The following is a 24,364-nucleotide window of genomic DNA, read 5'->3' as shown; positions in this document are numbered from 1 at the left end:
ATGCGGGGGCACCGTAGCAGGTGGCCCCGGGAAGCAAATCCCGATGTAGGGACGAGATGCTCGACGGGCAACGCCGTCTGTGTCGACTGCCTGCTCGAGCCGTGCTGGGGCCCCGGCAGCGACGCTCCCATGCGCATCCTCACGTCACCGGCGACGCGTCGGCCGAGAAGGCGGTCCGCTCCTCCTCCGTGAGGTCCGGCCGCTGCTCGCACCCGCGCTCCGCCGCCAGGCTCGCGGCCTCCATGACGGACATCACGGCCAGCGCCTGCGCGGGCGTCACGGGGTTGGGCCCCCTGCCCTCCAGCGCGTCTCGGAGGCCGCTGTAGTAGCGGCGGTAGTCCCCGGGAGGCGCCACGGTGGTGCGCACCGCGCCCGTCGCACCGTCCATCAACCGTCCAGGTGAAGGGTCCTCGCCCCACCCCGGAGCCCCTGGAGTCACGTCCGCGCGCAGCCCGTCTTCCTGCGTGTCCAGCCCGTACTTGAGCCACGAGCCCTTCGTGCCATGCACCGCGAACCGGGGCAGGCCTCCCGCGACGAGCATGGACGCCTGGAGCACGACATGCCGCCGGGGATACGCGAGGGTGACCTGGCACCAGTCGTCCACCTGCGCCCCCTCGCGATGCCGTCCGAGGGCCGCCGCCACGGTGTCGGGCAGCCCGAACAACTGCAGCGCCTGGTCGACCAGGTGGGGGCCCAGGTCGAACCAGACGCCCGCGCCCGGCCGAGCCTGCTCGCGCCAGCGCGCACGGACCTCGGGGCGGAAACGGTCGAACCGCGACTCCACATGCGTCACCCGTCCCAATGCTCCGTCCGCGAGCAGGGCCCGCAGCGCGAGGAAGTCACTGTCCCACCGCCGGTTGTGGAACACCGACAGCAACCGTCCCCGCTCCTGAGCGAGCACGCACAGCGCGCGCGCCTCCGCCAGCGTGACGGTGAAGGGCTTGTCGACGACGACGTGCTTGCCTGCCCTGAGCGCGGCCTCGGCCAGCGGTGCGTGGCTCTCGTTGGGCGTGGCGATGACGACGAGGTCCACGTCCGGATGCGTGGCCGCCTCCCGCGCGGACGCCACCACCGTGACGCCCGGCAACCGGGCCTGCACCTGTCCAGGCTGGCTGGACGCGACGATGCGCAGCTCCAGCCCCTGCACCGCCTGAATCAGCGGAGCGTGGAATGTTCTTCCCGCGAAGCCATGGCCCAGGAGCGCGACACGCACTGTCATGTATCAATCCTCGTGCAGGTGAATAGCATCCGGGCTCCCCCCTTGAGGAAGAGTCCCCCATGCGTCCCTTGTCCCTGGCCGTGTTGCTGCTGCTATCCGGCCCCAGTCTCGCGGCGGTGAAGAACGTCGCCAACGTCTCCCAGCTCCAGTCCGCGCTCACCTCCGCGCAGGCCGGCGACGAGATTGTGCTCGCGGACGGCACGTATGACGTCAGCCAGAATCTGGGGTGTTCAGCGGAGGGCACCGCGTCGCAGCCCATCGTCGTGCGCGCGGCGAACCGGCATGCGGCACATGTCCGCTTCAACGCCACGGAGGGCTTCAAGGTCTCCGGCCGCTACTGGACCTTCGACGGGCTGGACATCGAGGGCGTGTGCGCACAGGACAGCAACTGCGAGCACGCCTTCCATGTCACCGGACACGCGGAGAACTTCGTCCTGCGCAACAACCGCATCCGGAACTTCAACGCGCAGCTGAAGGTGAACGCGAGCAAGAACACCAGCGGCGTCTATGAGGTGCCGCACCGGGGCCTCATCGAGCGCAACGAGGTCTACGACACGCGCGCCCGGAGCACGGGCACCCCGGTGACGAAGCTCAACATCGACACCGGCGACGACTGGGTGGTGCGAGAGAACTACGTGCACGACTTCGCCAAGGCGGGCGGCATCTCCTACGGCGCCTTCATGAAGAGCGGCGGCCGCCGGGGCGTCTTCGAGCGCAACCTCGTCATCTGTACCAAGGACGCGGCGGCGGGGGACACGCGCATCGGCCTGTCCTTCGGCGGCGGCGGCACGGGGAACGAGTTCTGCGCGCCGGCCTTCGACGCGAGCGTGCCGTGCGACCCGGAGCACTCAGATGGCGTGCTCGTCAACAACATCGTCATCAACTGCTCGGACGTGGCCGTCTATCTCAACAAGGCGGCGAACACGCAGGTGCTGTTCAACACCCTCATCGCCACCACGGGCGTGGACTTCCGCTTCGCCTCCAGCACCGGCGGGGCCCACGGCAACGTGATGTCCTCGGTGGTTCGGGGCCGCGACACCGGGAGCTTCACCGCGGGCACCAACCTCATGAACGTGGCGACGGGCACGTGGTCCTCCTGGTACGAGGCGCCGCTGAGCGGCGACCTGCGCATCAAGGGGAATGTCTCGCAGCTCATCGGCGCGGCGGCGGCGCGGGCCTCGGTGACGGTGGACTACTGCGGCCGGCCCCGGCCCTCGGGGTCCGCCTACAGCCTCGGCGCGCTGGAGCACTCCCTGGGTGATTGCAGCGACGCCGGCACGGGCGGTTCCACGGATGCCGGCACGGGTGGCCCCGGTGATGCGGGGACTCCCGTGGACGCGGGCCATCCGATGGGGAGCGACGGCGGCTACCCGGAAGGAGCGGACGCGGGCCCCATCCGCATCGACGAAGACCCGGACTCCGGAGGCGGCTGCAGCGCGGCCCCGGGCCTCGCCGCCCTGCTCGTGCTGCTGCTGGTGCCGCTCGCGCGGCGGCGCCGGGACACCAGGCCCCTGCCCTGAAAAAAGACACGGCGCCGCCCGCCGAGGAGGTCGGGCGGCGCCGCTCCCGGGGCCGCGCGGTCAGACATCCGGGCAGAGGCTGCCTGGCGGTCCGCGGCCCACGGTCAGCTGTCACGTGTGGTGGTGCAGGCTCTCCACCAGGTACGGGTCCCCCGCCGGAACCATGGGCGCCGAGCGCACCGCGCGCGTCACCGCCAGCGTGAAGAGCGCGCCCACGCCCAGGAAGGCCGCCACCTCGTACACGCCGAGCCCCGCGCCCTCCGGCTGGTTCGCCGGAGCCACCATCAGGTGCAAGTCCAACCAGCGCCCCGCCAGCAGCACGGCCGCCACCCGCAGCAGGTGCGCCGGGCTGCGCTTCGCCGGACGCGGCAGCAGCAGGAGGAAGGGCAGCGCCCAGTTCAGCACCAGGTTCAGGTAGAACGGCACCGCCCACCCGCCGTGCATCCGCGCGATGAAGTAGACCGTCTCCTCCGGGATGTTCGCGTACCAGATGAGCAGGAACTGCGAGAACCAGAGGTAGGCCCACAGCGTGGCGAAGCCGAACATCAGCTTGCCCAAATCGTGCAGGTGGCTGGAGTTGAGCTGGGGCAGCGCGCCCGCCCGGTGCAGGAGAATCGCGGCCACGGTAATCGCGCACACGCTGGAGCTGAGCAGCCCCGCGACGTTGTAGAGCGCGTAGATGGTGCTGAACCAGTGCGGCTCCAGGCTCATCAGCCAGTCGAACGCCGCCAGGCAGAACGTCAGGCCGAAGAGCACGAGGAACACCGCGGACACCGCCACGTTGCGCTTCGTCTGCGCCTCCGTCCGCTCCGTGTCCTGCCTCAGCGAGTTGCGCCGCAGCATCCACGTGAAGCCCGTCCACAGCGCCAGCATCAGCACCATGCGCACGCCGAAGAACGGCACGTTGAGGAAGGCCGCCTTCTTGTGCAGCAGGTGGTCCGTCTCCATGATGCCGGGCCGCGCCCACAGGTAGAGCTTCGGCGCGAAGGGAACCAGCGCCAGCAGCGGCACCGCGCCCCACGGCACGTAGGAGGCGAACGCCTCCGGAATGCGCTTGAAGACGGTGAACCAGCCCGCGTTGGCCACGTACATCAGCGCCAGGAACATGGCGCCGCCCAGGCCCAGGCACAGGAAGTAGAAACCGCTGGTCAGCAGGCTGGAGAGCGCGCGGGCCGGGGACAGAGCCAGGCCCACGGCCAGCGTCCCCAGTCCCGCCACCGCCACGGCCAGGGCCGCGCGGCGCACGCCCGGGCCCACCTCGAAGCCTCCGCTCGAAGCCGGAGGTACGTCATGCACGGGAGCGCTCATGGCACGTCCTTCCGCGCCGTCCGCGCGGGGTTCTGCAGCGTGCGCAGGTAGTGGACGATCTTCCACCGGTCCTCCGGCGCCACCTGCGAGCCATGGGCCGGCATCAGCCCCTGGCCATGGGTGATGATGTGGAACACCTGTCCGTCGGGGAGCCCCTTCGCGTGCTCGGCCAGCAGCGACGGCGGCATGGGGAAGCGCGCCGTCACCAGGCCGTCCCCCAACCCGCCCGAGCCATGGCACGGGGTGCAATACCGCTGGAAGGCCGTCTGCCCGCGCGCCAGCACCTCGGGCGTGGCGGAATAGGGATTCTTGAAGTCGCGCCCGGCCCGCGCCGCCTCCTCCGGGCCGGCGGCGAGGTGCAGCGGCTGGTGCCCGCGCGGCACCGTGCCCTTCGCCGGCCCCAGCAGCGTCTTGCCGTCCGGCGTGTTGGGGTTGGGCGCGAAGCTGTCGTACGGCACCGAGGACACCATGTCCGGCGCGTACTCGTAGTTGGGCCGAGTCTCGTCCTGCTCGCAGCCGGCGGCGGCCAGGGCAAGGGCCACCGCGGCGGGGATGACCTTCCTCACGACGCCACCTCCATCCGGGCCGTCTCCACCGCGCCGTGCCGGCGCAGCAACTCCTCCGCGATGGACGCTTCCGAGGGCGCCTCGCGTGCCTCCAGTGCAATCGCGAACCGGTCATCCGTCACCCGGGGCAGCGCCACGCGGCGGTTGCCCGGGAACAGCTTCACGCGTGCCAGGAAGGAGCCCACGGTGATGAGGGCGGCGAAGAGCACCGTCAGCTCGAACGCCACCGGGACGAAGGCGGGGAACGAGTTGAACGGCTTGCCGCCCACGTTGAGCGGCCAGCTCACCACGCTGGTGTACAGCTCGAGCGCCAGGGCCAGCGAGCCGCCCAGCAGCCCGCCCCCGAAGCACACCCAGGTGAGGCGGCTGGACTTCAGGCCCATGGCCTCGTCCAGGCCGTGCACCGCATAGGGCGTGTACACGTCGTGCAGGGCATAGCCGGCCTCGCGTACGGCGCGGGTGGCGTCGAGGACCTTCTCCTCGCTGTCGAAGTAGCCGACGAGGACGCGGGCACTCATACGGGGACATCCTTTCGGGTGGCGAGGGCCAGTGCCGGCGCGGGCAGGACTTCCGCGGCGGAGTGCGCGGGCCTGCGGGGCCCGGGGGCGGCGGCACCGCCGTGCGTATCGCGCGCGAAGCCCAGCACGCTCTTCACCTCGCCGATGGAGATGATGGGCAGCACGCGCACGAAGAGGAGGAACAGGGTGAAGAACAGGCCGAACGTGCCGATGAAGGTGCCCACCTCCACCATCGTCGGCGTGTACATGGACCAGCTCGACGGCAGGAAGTCGCGGTGCAGGCTGGTGACGATGATGACGAAGCGCTCGAACCACATGCCCACGTTGATGACCAGCGACAGCGCGAAGATGGCGGCCGGCGAGGTGCGCACCTTCTTGAACCAGAACAGGTGCGGCGACACCACGTTGCACGTCACCATCGTCCAGTAGGCCCACGCGTACGGGCCGAAGGCGCGGTTGAGAAAGGCGAAGCGCTCGTAGGGGTTGCCCGAGTACCAGGCGACGAAGACTTCCGTCCCGTACGCCAGAGACACCAGGCCCCCGGTGACGATGATGACCTTCGTCATGTTCTCGAGGTGGCGAATCGTAATCAGGTGCTCGTAGCCCAGCACCACGCGGGTGATGATCATCAGCGTCAGCACCATGGCGAAGCCGCTGAACACCGCGCCGGCCACGAAGTACGGCGGGAAGATGGTGGTGTGCCAGCCGGGGATGACGGACGTGGCGAAGTCCATGGAGACGATGGTGTGCACGCTCAAGACGAGCGGCGTCGCCAGCCCCGCGAGAAGCAGGTACACCGTCTCGTAGCGGCTCCACGTCCGGTGCGAGCCCGTCCACCCCAGCGACAGCACCTTGAAGACGGCCTTGCGCAGACCGGCCTTCGCCCTGTCGCGCACGGTGGCCAGGTCGGGGATGAGGCCCACGTACCAGAACACCGCGGACACGGTGAAGTAGGTGGAGATGGCGAACACGTCCCACAACAGCGGCGAGCGGAAGTTCACCCACAGACTGCCGCGCGAGTTCGGGTACGGCAGCACCCAGAAGGCCAGCCACGGGCGGCCCATGTGGATGACGGGGAAGAGCGCCGCGCACATGACGGCGAAGAGCGTCATCGCCTCGGCCGCGCGGTTGATGCTGGTGCGCCACTTCTGCCGGAAGAGGAAGAGGATGGCGGAGATGAGCGTGCCCGCGTGGCCGATGCCCACCCAGAACACGAAGTTGGTGATGTCGAAGGCCCAGCCCACCGTCTTGTTCAGGCCCCACACGCCAATGCCCGTGCCCACCTGGTAGGCGACGATGCCGGCGCCGGTGCCCAGAATCGACACCGCCACCGCGAAGGCCGCCCACCACCGCCAGGTGGGGGCGCGCTCCATGGGCGCGCAGATTTCCTCGGTGAGCTGGCCCAGGCTGCGCGCCTCGCTGACGAGCGGCACGCGCAGCGGCGACAGGTGCTGGTGGCTCATGTTTCGCTTCCCGACCCGGTGTTGCGGATCTTCGTGAGGTAGGTGATGGACGACCCGATGTTCAGCTCCTCCAGCAGCCGGAAGGCGCGGCCGTCCTTCGCGAGCTTCGCCACGGCGCTGCCGGGGTCATTCACGTCCCCGAAGTGGATGGCCTTCGCGGGGCAGCTCTGCTGGCAGGCCGTCTGGACGTCGCCGTCGCGCAGGGGCCGGCCCTCGCGATTCGCGCTGGCCTTCGCCTCCTGCACGCGCTGCACGCACATGGAACACTTCTCCATGACGCCACGGCTGCGCACGACGACGTCCGGGTTGAGCACCATGCGCTCCAGCGGCTCGTCGTGCTTGTAGTCGAACCAGTTGAAGCGACGGACCTTGGTGGGGCAGTTGTTGGCGCAGTACCGCGTGCCCACGCAGCGGTTGTAGACCTGCTGGTTGAGCCCCTCGCTGGAGTGCACCGTGGCGAGCACCGGGCACACCGTCTCGCACGGCGCGTTCTCGCAGTGCTGGCACATCATCGGCTGGTGGACGACTTGAGGGTTGGCCTCGTCACCGGCGTAGTACCGGTCGATGCGCATCCAGTGCATCTCGCGCGAGCGCAGCACCTCGTCACGCCCGACGCTGGGGATGTTGTTCTCCGCCTGGCAGGAGACGACGCACGCCGAGCAGCCCGTGCACGCGCTCAGGTCCACCGCCAGCGCCCAGCGGTGGCCCTTGTACTCGTGGCCGGACCAGATGGAGAGCGGGTGCTTGTCCGGACCGCCGTGCGCCTCATGCTCCTCGTTGCCCGCGCGCGGGTTGGCGAGGAACGCTGCCAACTCCGCCTCGCGCACGTGAGGGCGCCCGTCGAGGCGGTTGTACGTCTGGGTGAGGGCCAGCGGCTGCTTCTCGCCGGTGGCCTCCACCGTCACGCCCGGTACCGAGCGCCGCGCCTGGCCGCCCACCACCGAGGCCAGTGGGTAGCCATTGGCGCCAATGCCGTCCGCGATGCGGCCCGCCTTGGTGCGGCCGTAGCCCACCGGCACGGCGATGACGGACGGGTGCGTGCCCGCCTGGATGAGCACCGGCAGCTCCACCGTCCTCGCGCCCGAGCGCACCCGCACCACGTCACCGTCGGACAGGCCCAGCGCCTTCGCGCGCGCCGGGGAGATGCAGGCGGGGTTGCCCCACGTCACCTTGGTGATGGGGTCCGGCACCTCCTGCAGCCAGCCGTTGTTGGCGAGCGCGCCGTCGCGCAGCGCCACCGTGGGGTACAGCACCAGCTCCCAGTCCACGGACGCGCGGGCCACACCGGCCAGCGCCTTCGCCAGCCCGTCCTCGCGGAAGGCCGGCACCGCCACCGGCGTCGCGGGCAGCATCACCACGCCCCGGCGCACGGCATCGTCCCAGAACGCGCCGAAGTCCTGTCCGGCCACGCCCGCGCGCGGGAAGACCTCCGCCTGCCAGCGCTCGCGCAGGAAGTCGTAGTGCGAGCGGGGAGCGCCCGCCCACAGGAGCAGCGACTCCACCACGGGGCGCGTGTCGTGCAGCGGCGCCACCGCCGGCTGGCGCAGGGACAGCACGCCGCGCCGGGGCTCCGCGTCGCCCCACGACTCGAGGGCGGTGACGTCCGGCGCGTGGAAGCGCACCAGGGTGGCCGTCTCGTCGAGCCTGTCGTTGGTGGCCACGGTGAGGAGCACGGACTTCAACAGCGCCGGCAGCTCGTCGCCGCGCGGGTCCGCGTAGGCGGGGTTGACGCCGAGGAAGAGCACCGCGCCCACGCTGCCCGCGCGCAGCTCCGACAGCAGCTCGCCGTACGTCAGCGCCTCCGCGTCCAGCGCCACGCCGTCCGCCACCGACACGGTGGTTCCCTCGTTGCCCAGCAGCGCGTTGGCCGTGTTGGCCAGCACCTGCGCGGCCACGTCGTCACCACCCGCCACCACGAGCGCCCTGCCCCGCTGCGCCCACAGCGCGGCCGCCAGCTCCTCCAGTGCGGCCTCTTCCAGCGCTGGTGCGGGCACCGACGCCACCGCCGGCACGTCACGCTCCGCCTTCCGCGCCAGCCGCCGCACGAGGTCGGCCAGGGCGGGCGTCACGTCGGACGGGGACACGACGAAGCGCCGGTCCGCCGCGGCACCGGTGAGCGTCAGCACCGGCTCCACCTGGTAGTGGCGCGCCATGTCCCGCGTGCCGGCCGCGTCGCGCGCGGCGGTGTACTGGCGGGTGAAGGCCACCGGCGACACCCAGGTGCCGAGGAAGTCCGCGCCGAAGCTGGCGATGACCTTCGCGTTCTCGAAGCGGTAGTCGGGCACCACGCGTACGCCGTGCGTGACGCGGTGGGCCTCGCCGATGGCGGCGAGCTCTCCGAGCGGCTCGTAGCGCACCGTGCGCGCCGTGGGGTACGCGGCGAGGAAGCGCTTCACCGCGGCCTCGGCCGTGGGGCCCATCACCCAGGGCAGCACCACGCGGATGGGCATGCCCGACTCGGCGGCATGCCGCAGCCCTTCCGTCACCTTCTCGTCCAGCGCCGCCCACGCGGTGCGCTGGCAGGACAGCGAGGGGAAGCGGGCGCGGCTGGCGTCGTAGAGGGAGAGCACGGACGCCTGTCCCACCGCGCACACGCCGCCCTTCGAGACGGGGTGCTCGTCATTGCCCTCCACCTTGATGGGGCGCCCGTCGCGCGTCTTCAGCAGCACGCCGCACTGGGCGCTGCACCCGTTGCAGGTGGACGCGTACCAGAGCGACAGGCCCGGGGTGACTTCGTCCGGCCGCGAGACGTAGGGGATGACCTTCTGCACGGGAGCGCGCTGGCAGGCCACCATGGCGGCGGCGGCGCTCAGGCCCATCACCTTGAAGAAGTCGCGGCGGCTGCTCGCGTCCGGGGGCATGGCGGCCACGCCCACCGGCAACTCCTCCGGGAACTCGTTGCGCGTGTGCTCGGGCAGCGCACCGGCGCGCTCGGCCAGGCTCTGCCAGTATTTTGGAAGGGGGTCGGACATGGAGGAGGTCCTCAGCGGTGACAGCCGGAGCAGTCCGTGGGGGGCTGCAGGATGCGGGGGGCCTTCAGCGGCGCGGGCGCCGGGGCCTGGATGGACATGGCGAGCAGCTCGCCGGAGCGCGGCGCGGAAGGCGGCGGCGCGGACACCTGCTCCGCCGCCATCTTGCGGTGGCAGTCCAGGCACCAGCCCATCGTCATGGGCTCGGCCTGCTCCACGCGCACCATCTCCTGCACCTTCCCGTGGCACGTCTGGCACGCCAGCCCCGCGGTGACGTGGCTGGCGTGGTTGAAGAAGGCGTGGTCCGGCAGGCGGTGGATGCGCACCCACTCGATGGGCTGATTCTTCGCCACCGCGGCCGCCACCTTCTGGATTTCGGGCGAGTCCGTCTTCACCTGCGTGTGGCAGTTCATGCACACGCTGGAAGCGGGCACGCCCGCATGGCGGCTCTTCTCCGCGCCCACGTGGCAGTACTGGCAGTCCAGTTCGTACTGGCCGGCGTGCACGGCGTGAGAGAAGGCCACGGGCTGCTCGGGCATGTAGCCCTGCTGGTTGTTCACCGGGCCGCTGCACCCGGCCAGGGCCAGGGCCAGCAGCGCGCCCGCGTGGCCGGCGGCACGGGTGGGACGAGAGAGGCGAGTCGAGGCGTCGTTCATGGCGGTGGGCCGCGCGCGTCAGCGAGCGGTCTCCTCCCGGGGCGTGGCGAGCAGGTTCGACTCCGAGGCCGGCGGCACCAGCGCCAGGGCCGCGACCTTCCGCGCGCGGGCGAACGGGGCCAGCGCCAGCAGCACGAAGCCGGCCAGGGTGTGGACCTGGAAGACGAGCGGCGCCTTCTCCATCAGCGTCGCGTCCGGCTGGAAGGCCAGCAGCGAGCGCAGGTACGGCACCGCGAGGTGGAGGTACCAGGCGGAGCCCCAGCGCAGCGCCACGGCGATGTGCAGGCCGGTGAGCACCTGCGCCAGCACCAGCCCGAGGAAGCCGGCCACCAGCCACTGCCCATCGCGAGCGCGGCGCAGGGTGAGGCTCAGCAGGCCCCAGCCCAGCAACATGCCGCCGATGAGGCTCACCGCCTCCAGCGTGAAGAGGCGCGCCGGGGACGCGACGAAGGCCTGCATCGCCCGGGGCGCGGCCAGCCCCAGCAGGTGGTTGAGGACGACGGTGACGCCGCCGGCCAGCACCGCGCGGCCCGCGGGCGTCCACGGCTCACTGGGAGCCCGGACGGCGGCCGGTGCGCGCACCGTCACGCGGTGCACCGTGCCCGCCACGGCGGCGACGGCGGCCGCATAGGGAAGGAAGGAGAAGAGAAGGGAGTCGCTCACGGGAGGCCTCGCACGAGCAGCGCCGTCAGTGGGCGCGCGGGTCCGTCCCGCGCGGCCCCCAGACGAGTCCGATGAACCCCAGCGCGGCGATGAGGCCGACGACGCCGAGGAAGAAGAAGTCCCTGTCCTTGCGCGGCCGGCTGCCGTCGCGCGAGACGTCCGCGAGGTACGCCTTCACGGCGTACTGCTCCTCCTCCGTGAGGGGCGTCTTCGCGTACAGCTCGCGCATCAGCGGCGTGTCCAGCTTCGCCAGCAGCGGCGTCAGCCCCCGGTCTCCGAGGCGCGCGAAGGTGAAGGTGAGGTTGGGGCCCAGCGTGCCGCCACCGGCCACGCCCAGCCCACGCACGTCGTGGCAGCCCAGGCACGCGGGGCCGCCGTGGGCCAGCGCCTGGGTGCCCTCGAAGAGCTGCCGGCCCCGGGCGATTTCCTCCGGCGTGGCGTCCGTCCCCGGCTTCGCGGTGGGAGACGGCTTGCAGCTCCCCTTCCCCTTCGCGGTGCAGTCGCGGAAGAAGGCGAAGAGGCCGGCGCGCTCCTCCTCGGAGAGCGCCTGGTCCGGCATGCGGACGCCATTGAACTGCTTCAGCAACCCGGTGGCCACCGCGTCACCGGAGTCGATGAGCGCGCCCGGGCTCTTCAGGAAGCGGGCGACCCAGGCCTCGTCACGGCGCTCCAGCACGCCGTGCAGGTCCGGGCCCACGCGGTCGCCCTCGCCCACCGAGTGGCAGCTCCCGCAGCGCTGCGAGAACAGCTTCGCGCCCTGCGAGGTGCCCTGCGCCAGCGCGGCGGGCGCCACCAGCATGACGAGGAGCTGAATGACGGGGGCGAGCCCGCGCGCGGGCCTTCGTCCACCCAGGGCTTGTGTCCGCATCGCCGCGTGCCCCTCCAAGGAAGGCCGGGCTCATTGCCCGGCACGGAGGAGCACGACTGCAATGAGGGGGCCAGGATGCCCGCTCGCCAACATGCGGGCAGACATCCGGACAGGGCCGCGAGGCCAGCGCAGCTTTTGCGCCGCGAGCCCCGCGCGAGCGCAGCATTTTCCCCAACGGGGACGGTGCGCTCGCGCTACGCCCGCTTCACATCGCGGTGGTGGTGAACACGCCGCGGCCGATGGCCATGATGCCGCCGACGATGAAGACGAGGGCCAGCACCACACCCATCAGGGGCAGCACGAAGCCCGGCTGGGGACGGCGCCGGTTGACGGACATCGCCACCTGGGCCGTGGCGGCCGCGAACACCATCAGCACGATGTGGCCGATGAGCGCGGGGTAGTAGATGCGCGTCACCAGCACGAGGATGCCGAGCAACACCTGGGTGTGCAGCAGGCCCGCGAAGGAGGCGCCGAGGATGCGCCCGCCCTTGTCGAAGGGCCGCTTCGTGGCGAGCCCGAAGGCGAAATAGGCGAGGGCCAGCACCCCGGCGAGCAGCACCAGGTAGCGCAGCCCGGAGTGGGCGTAGAAGAACATTCGGTCCATGGGCCTCGCTGCTTAGCAACGCGCGAGGCGCCACGCACGTTTCACGACGGGTCCGGCTTGGGCGTCTTCTTCGTGCTGGCCGGCAGGGGCGGCTCGGAGATGAGCTCCGGAGAGGGCAGCTCGCCGGTGAGGCTCTTGAGGAAGGCGACCAGGTCGTCCACCTCGGCGTCCGTGAGCGTCCGCGCCAATTGGTGCTTCGCCATCAGGCGCACCATGGTGGGCAGGTCCTTCACGCTGCCGTCATGGAGGTACGGGCCCGTCTTGTCCACGTTGAGCAGCGTGGGCACGCGGAACTTGCCCCGGTCGTCCTCGTTCTTCGTCGCGTCGAAGCGGCCGGCGTCCGTGAGGCCCGGGTAGTCCTCCACCAGGCCCAGCTTCTGGAAGGACGTGCCGCCCACCGCCGGGCCGTTGTGGCACGTGGTGCAGCCGGTGGCGGCGAAGAGCTGGAGGCCGCGCTGCTCCTGCTCGGAGAGCGCGTCGTGCCGGCCGGAGAGGTACTGGTTGAAGCGCGAGGGCGTGGTGAGCCGGCGCTCGAAGGCGGCGATGGCGCGCGCGGCGTTGCCCAGCGACACCGGCTTCTTCTCGCCGGGGAAGGCCTCGCGGAAGCGGGTGGTGTACTCGGGGATGGAGGCCAGCGTGGCCACCACGCGCTTCTCGTCCGGCATGGCCATCTCCACCGGATTGAGGATGGGGCCCTGCGCCTGTGCCTCGAGCGTGTCCGCGCGCCCGTCCCAGAACTGCGCGATGTGGCCGGCGGCGTTGTACACGGTGGGCGAGTTGCGCGAGCCCTTCTGCCCCTTGTGCCCGTCCGACAGCGCCTTGTTGTCCACGCCGAACGTCGTCAGGCCGTGGCAGGTGTTGCAGGACACGTCGTGGTTCTTCGACAGGCGCGGCTCGAAGTAGAGCATGCGCCCCAGCGCCACCTGGGCCTCGGTGTCCTTCGGCGCGGGCTTCGCGTCCTTCGCCGGCGGCAGCGGGAGGAAGAAGTGGCCGAGCTGCTCGGGCGTCAGCGGCTTCGGCGCGCGCGGCTTCGCGACGGCGGGAGCCGCCACGGCGGCGGGCGCGGGCGTCGGCGCGGGCTCCGGGCTGCGCTCGCACGCGGGGAGCGTGGTGGCGCCCAGGGCGGACAACGTGAGGAGCGAGAGCAGGCGGTGTCGAAGCATGGGGCGGGACGCTAGCAGCAGGTGCGCGCGAAGCGTTTCGTGACGCAGTGTCGCACCGTCATCCCGGCTTTCCGTATCCATCAGCACACCCGGGGCCTGGAGCGCCCCCCTGCCCGTCCGGCGCACGCTCGGGCGGGCCATGGCTGCGGGGAGGCGGGCGCGCGGCTAACTCCAATCCTCCAGGCGGCGCCCGGGGCCTTCAGCGGCCGCGCAGCGGGGCATCGGGCGCTCGAGACTCCCTTGCGGAGGAGGATGGATGCAGGACGACGGTAGGGACGGACCGGTGGACGCGGCGCGCGAGGTGGAAGTCCTCGTCTGCCGCAAGTGCCTCATGCGCGGTGGCGCGCGCGGCGGAGGCCTGGACCTGCCGCGCTGGCTCCAGGGCGCGTTCGCCGAGCGCGGCCTGTCCGAGCAGGTCCGCGTCCTGCCCACCGGCTGCATGAACCAGTGCCCGCGCGGGCAGGTCACCGTGCTCGTCACCAGCGGCGACGGCCGGGGCGGCGCCATGTTGACGGTGGACCCGCGCCTTCAGCGCGAGAAGCTGGTGCAGCTCGTCGAGCGCAAGGCGCGAGGTACCGCCGCCGCGCCCGTGGAGGATGAGCGCGGTGCCGCGCCCGTCGAAGATGAACGGGGCAACGGTCCGTAGGCTCACGGGTGGGGACGCCGGCGCCTCATGTCCGAAGACGAACCGGTCCACCAGGTACGCCACGCCGAGCCCCGTGGCCGTGCCGACGGCGTCCCACGCGAGGTCCTTCACGGAGAAGCCCGTGCCTCCGCTCCGGGTGTCGTACAGCTCCTTGCCCAGCCCGGCCCCCATCGCGAGCCCCGCGCCGGTGAGCCACCGCGCCGAGGGAGCTTCGAAGAGGAGCGCGCCCCCGCCATAGCCCGCGCCCGCGAGGACGGTGCACACGGCGAAGTGCTTCGCCTTGTCCGCGCCGAGCCATTCGTCACCGGCCGCGCCCAGGGCGGACGTGCCAGGCAGGACGAGCAGCAGGGAGAGGAGGGAGCGTCGCATCGGTTGCATGCCCAGACATGTAGCACCACACGACCTGTCCGGGAGCTTGTCCTCGGAGTGAAGGGACGTTCCCTCGATTTGTGCGTTTTCGAGACGCGGCCCGCACATCGGCCTATGCTCCAGGTTGCGTGAAGAGACTCGGCCCCTCATTCACTTTCGAGAAGCAGCCCACCCGCCACCCCGGACTCGATGGGGCGCGGGGATTGGCTGTCTTTGCAATGGTGATGGGGCACACGCTGGACGCGCTGCTGACACCCGCGGCGCGCGCGCTTCCCTGGGTGCAGCACTACTGGGCCTTCCGAGGCGTCACCGCGCCGCTGTTCCTGCTGGTGAGCGGCTGGGCGGTCGTGGCGGCGCTGGGGACGAAGCCCACGGCGGCGCGCGACATCTACGGGCGCCGCGTGCGCCGGGCGTTGCTGCTGCTGTTCCTGGGCTACCTCCTGCACTGGCCGGGCTGGGGCGCGGTGAGAGACCTGGGGTGGACGGAGCAGATGCTCACGCACGTCTTCACCTTCGACGCGCTCCAGTGCATCGGCTTCGCGCTGCTGCTGGGCTCCACGTTGCTCGCGCTGGCGCCGCCCCGCTGGGGCCGGGCGGGGGTGCTGCTCGTGCTGGCGGTGGGCATCCCCCTGGTGAGCGCGGCCATGTGGCGCCTGGGCGCCGGGCTGCCCGGGCCGGTGCAGCAGTTCATCGGCAGCGCCGAGGGCAGCCGCTTCCCCTTCTTCCCCTGGGCGGGCTTCTTCTTCGCGGGCGCGCTGGCCGCGCACGCGTTGCACCTGCTGCGCCCGGGCTGGCCGCAGGGCCTCGCGCTGCTGGCGCTGGGTGCCGGGCTGCTCGCGCTGACGCAGGTGCTGCCGGCGGACTGGAACGCCGTGAGCCCGTGGATGGTGATGTACCGGGTGGGCCAGGGGCTCATGGTGCTGGGCGCCGTGAATCTGGCGCCGCGGCGGCTCAGTGGGCTGCTGGCTCCGTTCGGCCGCCTGTCGCTGTGGGTCTACGTGCTGCACCTGCCGGTGGTCTACGGCTGGGCGGACATCACCGGCCTGGCGGGACACATCGGGCCCACGCTGGGCGTCCCCGCCGCGATGGGTGTGGGCCTGGCGCTGCTGGTGGGCTGCACGCTGGTGGCCCGCGCCGGACGCTGGGTGCGTGAGCAGGCACGTCCCTGGAGGGCGGGCTCCACCACGCTGGAAACCAGCCTCGGCGGCACGCGCGTCGGCACGCGCAGCTGAGCTTCGCGCGTCCCCTCGTCAGTGCCGCGGCTTGTCGTCGGTGAACTCCGCGTCCACCTCGGCCCCGGTGCCACCCTGTCGTGAGCGGGGAGGCACCTCGTCGAAGGTGCCTCCGGCGAACGGCCCCTGAGCCCCACCGAACCCGCCGAAGCCACCCATCCCCACGGTGGTGACGCGCACGGAGCCGTCGCGAACCTTGCGCTCCAGGGACTTGCGCAGCCGCGCGGCCACGAAGCGGCGCGTGGGCGGCAACAGCAGCAGCAACCCCACCACGTCGGTGAACACGCCCGGCGCCACGAGCAGCGCGCCGCCCACCAGCACCAGCGCCCCGCTGACGATGCCCTCCTCGGGCACCTGTCCCCGGGCCATGGACTCGCGCCAGCTCCGCAGCACGCGGCCGCCCTCCCGCCGGGCCAGCCACGCACCCACCAGGCCCGTCACCAGCACCATGGCGAGCGTGGGCAGGAAGCCCACCTCCCGGCCAATGGCCAGCAGCAGGTACAGCTCGATGAAGGGCACCACGGTGAAGGCCAGCAGGAGGTACTTGAACACGCCCCCAACCTAACGCGCCGGGCGCCCTCGCGCCGGACAACCGGCCCTGCGGCGCCTACCGCCCGCCGAGGTTCGACATGAGCGAGTCCACCACGAGGTACAGGGCGAACAACACGCCGATGGCGATGAGGAAGAAGCGCCCCGACGGCATGAAGCTCCGCGACTCGCGCGCGGCCTCCGAGAGGCTTCCCGCGCTCATCGCCGCGGAGACGCCGGCCACGTGGCCCGCGTACCAGGCGGTGCGCATGTACTGCTCCACCACCACGCCGTCGTCGTTGGCGGACAGCGAGCGGCCGAGCTGCGGGTCCACCAGCCGGGCCCCGGCCTCGGCGGCCAGGGACGCGGCCTCCGTCACCACCTCCCGCACCAGGTCCGGCCGGTCCGACAGCGGCACGCGCAGCTCGGTGGCCACCACCTGGCCGCCCTCGCGCAGCTCGCCCACCTCCACGTCGCCGCCGCGCAGCTGCCACACGCGCAGCCCGTCCGGGCGGGCGACTACCCGCCGCTCGGCCAGGAGGGCATCCACCTTCGCCGGCTCGTAGGGTACGCCCGGCGTCATCGTCTGGAGGAGCAACTCGTATCTCACGCGGGTTGCGAGTATACGCCGCGAACGCCATGCCCACCTCCCCCAAGCCCCCGAATCCCCACCGCGGTGGGAGGCCCTCCTCTCCGCAGCAGGGCCGCAACTCCCCGCAGCAGGGCCGCAACCGGCCCCACGGCCGCCCGGAGAAGCCCGCCCCGGACCGCACCACGCCGGACATCGCCCCCGACGGCCTGCCCCAGGTCTCCCTGGTGCGCCGCGGCGTCGAGCGCTGGCAGGCCGGCCACCCGTGGATCTACCGCGCGGACCTCAACGGCGACCCGGGCCTCGCCGGCGGCGAGGTGGTGCGCGTAACGGACAGCCGCGGCTGGTTCCTCGGCAAGGCCTTCTATTCGAAGCAGTCCAAGATTTCGCTGCGCTGGCTCACCTTCGAGGACGTCGCGGTGGACGAGGACTTCTTCCGCCAGCGCCTCCTGGCCGCGGACGAACTGCGCCGCCGCGCGCTGCCGGGCGAGAAGACCTACCGCCTCGTCCACGGCGAGGCGGACGGGATTCCGGGCCTCGTGGTGGACCGCTACGGCGACTACCTCAGCGTCCAGTTCCTCGTGCCGGCGACGGAGCAGCGCAAGGCGCTCTTCGTGGACCTGCTGGAGGCGCAGTTCCACCCGCGCGGCATCATCAACCGCTCGGACGTGGGCGTGCGCAACCTGGAGGGGCTCACCCCGGAGAAGGGCCTGCTGCGCGGCGAGCTGCCCGGCCCCGTGTCCTTCGACGAGGGCCTGGTGCGCATGCGCGCGGACCTGCTCGAGGGCCAGAAGACGGGCGCCTTCCTGGACCAGCGGGAGAACCACGTCATGGCGGCGCACTACGCCCACGGCGAGGCGCTGGACTGCTTCGCGTACGTGGGCGGCTTCGCGCTGCAGCTCGCCACGCGGGCGAAGACGGTGACGGCGATTGAAATCTCCGACTCCGCGGCCGCGCAGCTCCGCGAGAATGCCGCCGCCAACAAGCTGTCCAACCTGGACGTGGTGGTGGCCAACGCCTTCGACTTCCTCCGCGACGCGGTGGACGACGGCAAGCACTTCGACACCATCGTCCTGGACCCGCCGTCCTTCGCGAAGAACAAGGACGCCATCGCCGCCGCGCTGCGCGGGTACAAGGAAATCAACCTCCGCGCCATGCAGCTGCTGCAGCCCGGCGGCATCCTCATCAGCGCGAGCTGCACGTACCACGTGGACGAGCAGGCCTTCGAGGACATGCTGGCCTCGGCCGCAGCGGATGCGAAGCGGCGCGTACAGATTATCGAGCGGCGCGGCGCGGGGAGGGACCACCCCGTGCTGCTGAACCTGCGCGAGACGCGCTACCTCAAGTGCTTCGTGCTGCGCGTGCTCTGAGGAACTCCAACCCCGGCACGTCGACCCCGGTCCGGGTGACGTGCGAGAACAGCGGTGCCATGCGGACGCGGGACTGGGACGAGCAGGACGACGACTCGCCAGCGGGGGGCACCCGGGAGCGGGAGCGCGCACTCAAGGAGGTGCGCACCGTCTACCGCCAGGCAGACGCGGCGTACGCTCCCTTCTCCTGCCCGGCCAGTGGGGAGTGCTGCCAGCTGTCTCGCACCGGCCGCCAGCCCTGGCTGTGGCAGCCGGAGTGGGACCTGCTGGCGAAGGGCCGCCCGCTGCCGCCCCCACGCGAGGACGGAGGCTGTCCCTACCTGGACGCCGCGGGCCTGCGCTGCACCGTGTACGCGGACCGGCCCTTCGGCTGCCGCACCTTCTTCTGCGAGCGCATCCGCGGCCCGGCGAGACAGCCGGCCGAGACGGTGGGCGCACTGCTGGAGCGGCTGGAGCGCATCTCCCAGCGCGTGGCGCCGTCCCTCAAAGCGCCCCGTCCCCTGCTGGACTGGCACGCGGAGGCACGGGTCACCGCGGACACGGAGGAGCCATGACTCCATGTCTGGATTCAGGGCAATGCCGCAACTCCAGAATACCTGTGTCACGTGCGTGCCGAACCGCGGATCCGGAAGGCCGGCGGAGTGATACACCGGTATCCAGGTCATGGCGGGAGAGCGACGCAGGATGAGGACGGCAGGGAAGCGTCGGTGGCTCATCGTGCTGGTCGTTCTTGCCGGCTGCCGGGGCGCGAACGGGGCCGTCGTCAACGCGCTCATCAACACCAGCATCGCCATGGGCAGCGCCGCCGCGCAGCGCGCCGCGGGGGGCTGCTACGCCACCTGCCCCGTGGGCACCACGTGTGACGAGGCAACGGGCTACTGCCTGCCCCTGCCCTGTCGCGGACGGTGCCGCTCGGACGAGCGCTGCGTGGAGCTCGGACTCGAGGAGCGGTGCGAGTCGCTGGCCCTGCCCGAAGGCGGCCTGGACGTGCGCCCCGCTCCGCCTCCCGCCACGCCCTCGGATGCTCCCAGGAAGGACCCGGTGCCCTCCCCGTGATTTCTCCCCGCTGGCTCGTCGCACCGCAGGAGTTCAAGGGCACGCTCACCTCCGCCCAGGCCGCGGAGGCGATGGCGAAGGGCATTCGCGAGTCCTCGCCGGAGGTGGTGCTGGACGTCGCGCCGCTGGCCGACGGCGGCCCGGGCACGGTGGACGCGCTGCTGGCGGGCACGCGCGGCGAGCGCCGCACGCAGGTGGTGCGGGGGCCGCTGGGCGCACCCGTGGAGGCGCACTGGGCGCTGCTGGATGACGGGCGCACCGCGGTGGTGGAGATGGCGGCGGCCTCCGGCCTGTCGCGGCTGGCCCCCGAGGCGCTGGACGCGCGCAACGCCTCCACGTACGGCACCGGGGAGCTGCTGCGCGCGGCGCTGGACTCCGGCTGCGAGCGCCTCATCGTCGGGCTGGGTGGCAGCGCCACCACCGACGGAGGCACTGGCGCGCTGACCGCGCTGGGCTACCGCTTCCTGGATGCCCAGGGACAGCCGCTGCCGCCCGGTGGCGCGGCGCTCTCGCGGCTCGTGAAGGTGGACGCGAGCGGACGGCACCCGCGGCTGGGGACGGTGGAGGTGCTGGGCGCCACGGACGTGACGTCTCCCCTCCTGGGGCCGGACGGGGCCGCGCACCTCTTCGGGCCGCAGAAGGGCGCGGACGCGGCGGCGGTGGAGGAGCTGGAGGCTGCGCTGGCGCACCTCACCTCGGTGGTGGGCGACACGTCCGCGGGCTGGCCCGGCACGGGCGCGGCGGGAGGCTTTGGCTTCGGGCTGGTGGCGCTGGCGGGCGCGCGGCTGGTGCCCGGCTACGAGCTGGTGTCGCGCGCGCTGGGCCTGGAGCGGCGCGTGCTGATGGCGGACGTGGTGCTCACCGGCGAGGGCCGCTTCGACCGGCAGACGTCGCTGGGCAAGGGCCCGGGCGGACTGGCGCGGCTGGCCCGCGAGCACGGCACCCCGGTGGTGCTCTTCGCCGGCTGCGTGGACCGCAAGGACGGGCTGGAGTTGGACCTCTTCCACGAGGTGGTGGACCTGTCGGCCCAGGCCCGCCCGGAGGACTCCGCCTCGAAGGCGCTCTGCGAGGCCGCGGCGCGCTGGTGCGCGGCGCGGCTCAAGGGGCGCTGAAAGCCCCCACGCACGCGGCGGGGAAGGATCAGTCGAACACGGTGGCGCAGTCGACCTTGCGTCGCGAGCCCGCCTGGCTCTTCGTGTAGTCAATCTCCTGGCAGGCCACGGCACTGAACCGCCCCTGCCCCGCCGGGCGCTTGAACTCGACCTGCTTCGCGGGGAGCCCGGGCGAGGCCTGGGTCTTCGCCTTCGCGGTCCACTCCCGTCCCTTCTGGCTGAGCTCCACCTGCGCCGCCGCGGGGACGAACAGCGTCAGGCACACCTGTCCTCCCTCGCCGGGCTGCAGGAGGTGCCACTGATAGTTCGTGCCTGGCGTGTAGTCGATGACCCAGACACTGCCGTCCTTCAACGGCTTCGCCGGACGGGAGCGGATGTTCTCATCCTCCAGCCCCGCCTCACCGAAGGCCGCCCGGATGAACGCCGGGGCATCCGCGAAGCACCGCCCCATCTGCGGGTGGGCCTCCCAGGGGCTCCCGGTATCCCCCCGGGCCGCCGTGGCGAGGAGGAGCCCCAGGCACAGCGCCGCGAACGAAGTCTCAAGGAACCTGGGGCGCATAGTTCACCGTCACCGTCTGCGTATTGGCCGGAGAGCCCGGCGGAAAGGTTGCTGTCAGGGCCGGGACCAGCGGCGGGTAGGCCCATTCCTCGGTTCCGGTCCGGGGCACCTCATCCAGCAAGATGTTCGCGACATATCGCGCGTACTGGTGGCGCTGGCGGTAGCCATTGCCTCCACCGTTGACCAGCCATGAGATGAAGCCGACGTGGTTGACGCCAAGCCCCAGGTCACAGGCGCGGTTGATGTTGCGGGTGCTCCGGAAGGTCTTGCTGACCCAGAAGTAGCCGCCACTCTCCGCGGAGTGTTGCACCTGGGTGCCCACAACGTGAGGGTCGTACCGGGGCCCCCATTGCTGGTTGGTGCCTCCGCTCTCCCACAGATGGGTGGAGGTGGCGGTGATACGTGAATCCACGTACGTGGCGGTGCCCGTCTGATCGGGAAGCTTCCGGTAGCTCCCGTAGCCCGCGTAGTTGAACGGCCAGGTGAGCTGCATCAAGCCGCGGCCGTAGAAGGCCCCATAGGCATACGTCTGCCCCTGCCCACCCTCGGTCATCACCCCGAGCAGGCCGGTCTCGATGTAGATCTGCGCCAGGGCATGCGTCTGCCGCTGCCGGCCCGGCCCCAGGTACTTCATGAAGAGCATGTTGACGGTCGCCGCACGGTTTCCGGCGCGTTGCAGCGCCTGGGCCCAGGTCAGGTTGACGTTGTTCGTGCCCGCGTTCCCCAGGCTCGTCCTGGGAATGCAATGCGCGAGCTCCCGGGAGCTCAGCCATCCACAATGCCTGAACCACTTCACGAACTCGCGCGGACTGAACCGCCAGTGAGTGGCGGGGAGGGCCGCCGCGTTGGCATCGCTTCCCGTGCGCAGGTTGGCCAGCTGCCAGAAGCTCAGGGCGGTGAAGTGTGCCCTCAGCAGCTCGAAGTCCTCGTCGCTCATCGCGGTGGGGTTCTCCGGCGTCTGCGTCTTCAGCCAGCCCCAGCGAGCATCGAAGGTGCCGACATCCCACTCCGTCGGGAACTTGCAGATGGTCCTGGCCATCTTCGCGGCAATGGCCTGGTCGGTGAGCCGGGCGGTCGCCTCGGCGGGCGGAATCTCGCCGTTGCCATCCGTATCCAGCCAGCCGCGGATGGTCGCCGAGTCACAACGGCCGTCCTGGTCCGTGGAGTCATCCACCAGCGCCCAGCCGCGCCAGTGTGGAAAGTCCGCATCGCTGAACTTCGTCGTTCCGGTGGCGTTGAGGTTCACCCAGCCCGCGCCGCCCGGGTAGTTGACCCGCCGCCAGTGCGGTGTCGTGGCGGGGGTAAGGGTGGTGGTCGTGTAGATGGTGCGGCCAAACCGCAGCAACTCATAGACCGCGCTCATGGCCGGACGGCCGGTGACGGGGTGGGCGTTACTGATGTCTCTGGAGTCCGTGTACAGGCGGTACTCGGCCGCATCCTCCTCGAGGGTATTGCCGACATTGGTGCCGTTCGCGCGGTACGTGGTGACGTAGGCGTCGGCGCGGTTGCCGGCGATGCCCACACCGCCCGCATAGCGGATGCCGATGAAGAGGTCCTCGGTGGTGGTATGGGCGGCGGCCGCGGTCGGTTGCGTAATATTGGCGGCGGGCCGCGTGGCGTAGATGCTCGCGCCCGAGGGCACCTTGACGTAGACCTCGCCGAAGAGGGCATTGGTGCGGCCATTGGCCGTGGTGTCGAGCTCTCCCGAGGCACGCCCCACCAGCCGCGCCAGGTGGGTGTCGTCGCAGATGATTTCGAGATGAATCTTGTGCTCGGTGCTGCCGTAGATCTGCCCGGCGGCGCCAATCTCCGCCTTGCGGTAGAGCGGCCGGTTGAGAGTGACTCCCGCGTGGACGCTCGACAGGTGCATGTAGACGGAGAAGAAGGTGACCTGCGCGGTCGCGCCTTCACCAATCTCCGTCTCGTGCCGGAGTACCACCACACCGTCACTGGTCCAGCCGCCACCGTAGTTCAGGGCATGGTCCGGGTCGCTGCTGGGAGCCGTGGGCTGCCGCAGATAGACCACCGTGCCATTGGCGATGGCCCGAACGGGCAGTGGCGCGGTCTCGGTGGCATTCATGGGCGCGGTGAGATGCATGCCGCCATGCCAGGCAAGGTTGTGGCTCACCGGGTAGGCGCCATCACCGGGTTGGCCACCTGCCATGGCCACGTCGATCCAATCGTTGTCGGACTGGTCGGCCGCGCGCGCCGGGAGGAAGGGAGGACTGATGATCATGGGTGCCTGGTTTCAATGACAACCGAAGGGAACGGCTCGAGACCTCAGATGCCGACCCGGTAGATGGCCTTCTTCGGAGCGCTCTCGGAAGGCTCCGAGTCTTCCAGCTTCTCCACATCCTGTTTGGGGACGCTCTTCCCGGGAACAGAGCCCGCCCCAAGCTTCTTGATCTTCCCTCCCTTGAACTTGATCTCCGAGCCGTCCAGGGTGAGCTTGCTCGCGTAGAGCTTCACGTCCCCGGACTTCTCGACGCTGAGGTAGAGCTTGTCGCCGACGATGAGGGAGAACGTGTCGGCCTTGAGCTCGAAGGACTTCGCCAGCAAGGCCACGGGCAGCTCTACCTGGAGGTAGGACTTCGCGTTGACCGTCTCCTTCACATCCTTGGCGGTCGTGAGCGACATCATGCCCTTCACCTCGAGCTGGAAGGTGCCGAGCATCTTCGACTGCTTGTCCTTGGCGACCGTTTCCTGCCGGGAGCCCATCACGAGCTCCGTGTGGGCCGCGCCCACCTGCATCGACTTCAGCCCGCCGGTGGCCTCGTTGTAGACCAGCGCGACATTCACGCTGTAGCCGCCGCCGATGGTGGTGGCCTTCGCCGCCCCCACGTTCTCCATCGCCCCCTGGGTGATGGTGGCCGTCAGGTTCTTGCCCACCGTCATCGCCTGGTTGCCCTCCACCGCCTCGTCGTGGCTGCCCACCGTCCGGGTGTCGCGGTTCTTCTGGACGAGCAGCGTCTGGTTGCCCTCCACCACGCCCACGTCGTCCTTCTCGACGTGCAGCTTCTGGTTGCCTTCCACCGTGCGCTTGCGGTCCTTCTTCACCAGGAGGTCTTCGTAGCCGACCACCCGCTGCTTCTTGTTGTCCTCGGTGAGCAGGTCCTCATCCTTCTGCGCGTGGGCGAAGACCTCCTCTTCCCCCTCCGCGTCCTCGATGCGGACCTCGTTGAAGCCGTCGCTGCCCAGGCTGGAGGCGCTCTTGCGCGTCGACTTCGTCTTCTCGTCCGGCAGTGCGTACGGCACCGTGTTGGTGCCGTTGTAGACGGCCCCCGCCACCAGCGGCCGGTCCGGGTCTCCCTCCAGGAAGCGGACAATCACCTCCTGGCCGATGCGCGGCAGCCACACGTCGCCCCACGCCGGCCCGCCCCACGGCT

Annotated in this window: 23 protein-coding genes; 6 read left to right on the top strand and 17 right to left on the bottom strand. The window is 71.0% G+C overall.

Annotated features, from left to right (window positions below; translation table 11 throughout):
- Positions 1–139: 139 nt before the first annotated feature.
- Positions 140–1,219 carry an oxidoreductase gene (locus tag G4D86_RS49245; RefSeq protein ID WP_164002623.1) on the bottom strand — a complete coding sequence of 360 codons (1,080 nt, stop codon included), beginning with the start codon at positions 1,217–1,219 and terminating at the stop codon, positions 140–142.
- A 59-nt stretch (positions 1,220–1,278) separates the two neighbouring features.
- On the opposite strand from G4D86_RS49245, the gene G4D86_RS49240 reads away from it, so the two are divergent.
- Positions 1,279–2,739, top strand: a complete 1,461-nt coding sequence (locus G4D86_RS49240; RefSeq protein WP_205520397.1) for a chondroitinase-B domain-containing protein — start codon at positions 1,279–1,281, stop codon at positions 2,737–2,739.
- A gap of 111 nt (positions 2,740–2,850) precedes the next feature.
- Here the strand turns inward: G4D86_RS49240 and G4D86_RS49235 are convergent, their stop codons facing one another.
- The 11 genes from G4D86_RS49235 to G4D86_RS49185 form a co-directional block, all read right to left on the bottom strand.
- A complete protein-coding gene (locus G4D86_RS49235; protein WP_164002621.1) occupies positions 2,851–4,047 on the bottom strand; it encodes a hypothetical protein in 1,197 nt (398 codons plus the stop codon).
- Positions 4,044–4,613 (bottom strand): c-type cytochrome, encoded by a 570-nt coding sequence (locus tag G4D86_RS49230; protein WP_240360924.1) that lies wholly within the window; start codon positions 4,611–4,613, stop codon positions 4,044–4,046. The genes G4D86_RS49235 and G4D86_RS49230 overlap by 4 nt, the downstream gene beginning before the upstream one ends.
- Entirely contained in the window at positions 4,610–5,131 is a 522-nt protein-coding gene (locus G4D86_RS49225) for a DUF3341 domain-containing protein (RefSeq protein ID WP_164002619.1), read from the bottom strand. Before G4D86_RS49225 ends, G4D86_RS49230 begins: the two co-directional genes overlap by 4 nt.
- Positions 5,128–6,594, bottom strand: coding sequence for an NrfD/PsrC family molybdoenzyme membrane anchor subunit (gene nrfD, locus G4D86_RS49220; protein WP_164002617.1), 1,467 nt, complete (start codon positions 6,592–6,594; stop codon positions 5,128–5,130). The genes G4D86_RS49225 and nrfD overlap by 4 nt, the downstream gene beginning before the upstream one ends.
- Entirely contained in the window at positions 6,591–9,566 is a 2,976-nt protein-coding gene (locus G4D86_RS49215) for a TAT-variant-translocated molybdopterin oxidoreductase (protein ID WP_164002615.1), read from the bottom strand. The genes nrfD and G4D86_RS49215 overlap by 4 nt, the downstream gene beginning before the upstream one ends.
- Before the next feature lie 11 nt (positions 9,567–9,577).
- Positions 9,578–10,219 carry a cytochrome c3 family protein gene (locus G4D86_RS49210; RefSeq protein WP_164002613.1) on the bottom strand — a complete coding sequence of 214 codons (642 nt, stop codon included), beginning with the start codon at positions 10,217–10,219 and terminating at the stop codon, positions 9,578–9,580.
- 18 nt (positions 10,220–10,237) lie between these two features.
- On the bottom strand, positions 10,238–10,882 hold the full coding sequence (locus tag G4D86_RS49205) for a respiratory nitrate reductase subunit gamma (RefSeq protein WP_164002612.1): 645 nt from the start codon (positions 10,880–10,882) through the stop codon (positions 10,238–10,240).
- Positions 10,883–10,907: 25 nt separating this feature from the next.
- Positions 10,908–11,750: a c-type cytochrome gene (locus G4D86_RS49200; protein ID WP_164002609.1), complete on the bottom strand. Its 843-nt coding sequence runs from the start codon at positions 11,748–11,750 to the stop codon at positions 10,908–10,910.
- 205 nt (positions 11,751–11,955) lie between these two features.
- A complete protein-coding gene (locus G4D86_RS49195) occupies positions 11,956–12,354 on the bottom strand; it encodes a hypothetical protein (protein ID WP_164002607.1) in 399 nt (132 codons plus the stop codon).
- 41 nt (positions 12,355–12,395) lie between these two features.
- Complete coding sequence (locus tag G4D86_RS49190; protein ID WP_164002605.1) at positions 12,396–13,517, bottom strand: cytochrome-c peroxidase; 1,122 nt, start codon at positions 13,515–13,517, stop codon at positions 12,396–12,398.
- A 199-nt stretch (positions 13,518–13,716) separates the two neighbouring features.
- The gene (locus G4D86_RS49185) at positions 13,717–14,532 is read right to left on the bottom strand and encodes a YfiM family protein (protein ID WP_240360923.1); all 816 of its coding nucleotides are present in this window, start codon (positions 14,530–14,532) and stop codon (positions 13,717–13,719) included.
- Positions 14,533–14,612: 80 nt separating this feature from the next.
- On the opposite strand from G4D86_RS49185, the gene G4D86_RS49180 reads away from it, so the two are divergent.
- A complete protein-coding gene (locus tag G4D86_RS49180) occupies positions 14,613–15,764 on the top strand; it encodes an acyltransferase family protein (RefSeq protein WP_164002601.1) in 1,152 nt (383 codons plus the stop codon).
- Between the two features lie 18 nt (positions 15,765–15,782).
- Here the strand turns inward: G4D86_RS49180 and G4D86_RS49175 are convergent, their stop codons facing one another.
- A complete protein-coding gene (locus G4D86_RS49175) occupies positions 15,783–16,316 on the bottom strand; it encodes an FxsA family protein (protein ID WP_164002599.1) in 534 nt (177 codons plus the stop codon).
- Between the two features lie 55 nt (positions 16,317–16,371).
- The gene (locus G4D86_RS49170) at positions 16,372–16,902 is read right to left on the bottom strand and encodes a hypothetical protein (protein ID WP_164002597.1); all 531 of its coding nucleotides are present in this window, start codon (positions 16,900–16,902) and stop codon (positions 16,372–16,374) included.
- 29 nt (positions 16,903–16,931) lie between these two features.
- On the opposite strand from G4D86_RS49170, the gene G4D86_RS49165 reads away from it, so the two are divergent.
- From G4D86_RS49165 to G4D86_RS49150, 4 genes are all read left to right on the top strand, one after another.
- Entirely contained in the window at positions 16,932–18,251 is a 1,320-nt protein-coding gene (locus G4D86_RS49165; RefSeq protein ID WP_164002595.1) for a class I SAM-dependent rRNA methyltransferase, read from the top strand.
- 59 nt (positions 18,252–18,310) lie between these two features.
- A complete protein-coding gene (locus G4D86_RS49160; RefSeq protein ID WP_164002593.1) occupies positions 18,311–18,805 on the top strand; it encodes a YkgJ family cysteine cluster protein in 495 nt (164 codons plus the stop codon).
- Between the two features lie 163 nt (positions 18,806–18,968).
- The gene (locus G4D86_RS49155; protein ID WP_164002591.1) at positions 18,969–19,307 is read left to right on the top strand and encodes a hypothetical protein; all 339 of its coding nucleotides are present in this window, start codon (positions 18,969–18,971) and stop codon (positions 19,305–19,307) included.
- On the top strand, positions 19,304–20,419 hold the full coding sequence (locus tag G4D86_RS49150; RefSeq protein ID WP_164002589.1) for a glycerate kinase: 1,116 nt from the start codon (positions 19,304–19,306) through the stop codon (positions 20,417–20,419). The genes G4D86_RS49155 and G4D86_RS49150 overlap by 4 nt, the downstream gene beginning before the upstream one ends.
- Positions 20,420–20,447: 28 nt before the next feature.
- On the opposite strand, the gene G4D86_RS49145 is transcribed toward G4D86_RS49150, so the two are convergent.
- The 3 genes from G4D86_RS49145 to G4D86_RS49135 form a co-directional block, all read right to left on the bottom strand.
- Entirely contained in the window at positions 20,448–20,978 is a 531-nt protein-coding gene (locus G4D86_RS49145) for a hypothetical protein (protein WP_164002587.1), read from the bottom strand.
- Positions 20,959–23,214: a M23 family metallopeptidase gene (locus G4D86_RS49140; RefSeq protein WP_164002586.1), complete on the bottom strand. Its 2,256-nt coding sequence runs from the start codon at positions 23,212–23,214 to the stop codon at positions 20,959–20,961. Before G4D86_RS49140 ends, G4D86_RS49145 begins: the two co-directional genes overlap by 20 nt.
- 44 nt (positions 23,215–23,258) lie before the next feature.
- Positions 23,259–24,364 (bottom strand): type VI secretion system Vgr family protein (locus tag G4D86_RS49135; protein ID WP_240360922.1); only part of this gene is annotated, 1,106 nt, incomplete at its 5' end.

The organism is Pyxidicoccus caerfyrddinensis (assembly GCF_010894405.1).
In the GTDB taxonomy this organism is placed as follows: Bacteria; Myxococcota; Myxococcia; order Myxococcales; family Myxococcaceae; genus Myxococcus; species Myxococcus caerfyrddinensis.
This window is presented reverse-complemented; position numbering and strand designations above follow the sequence as displayed.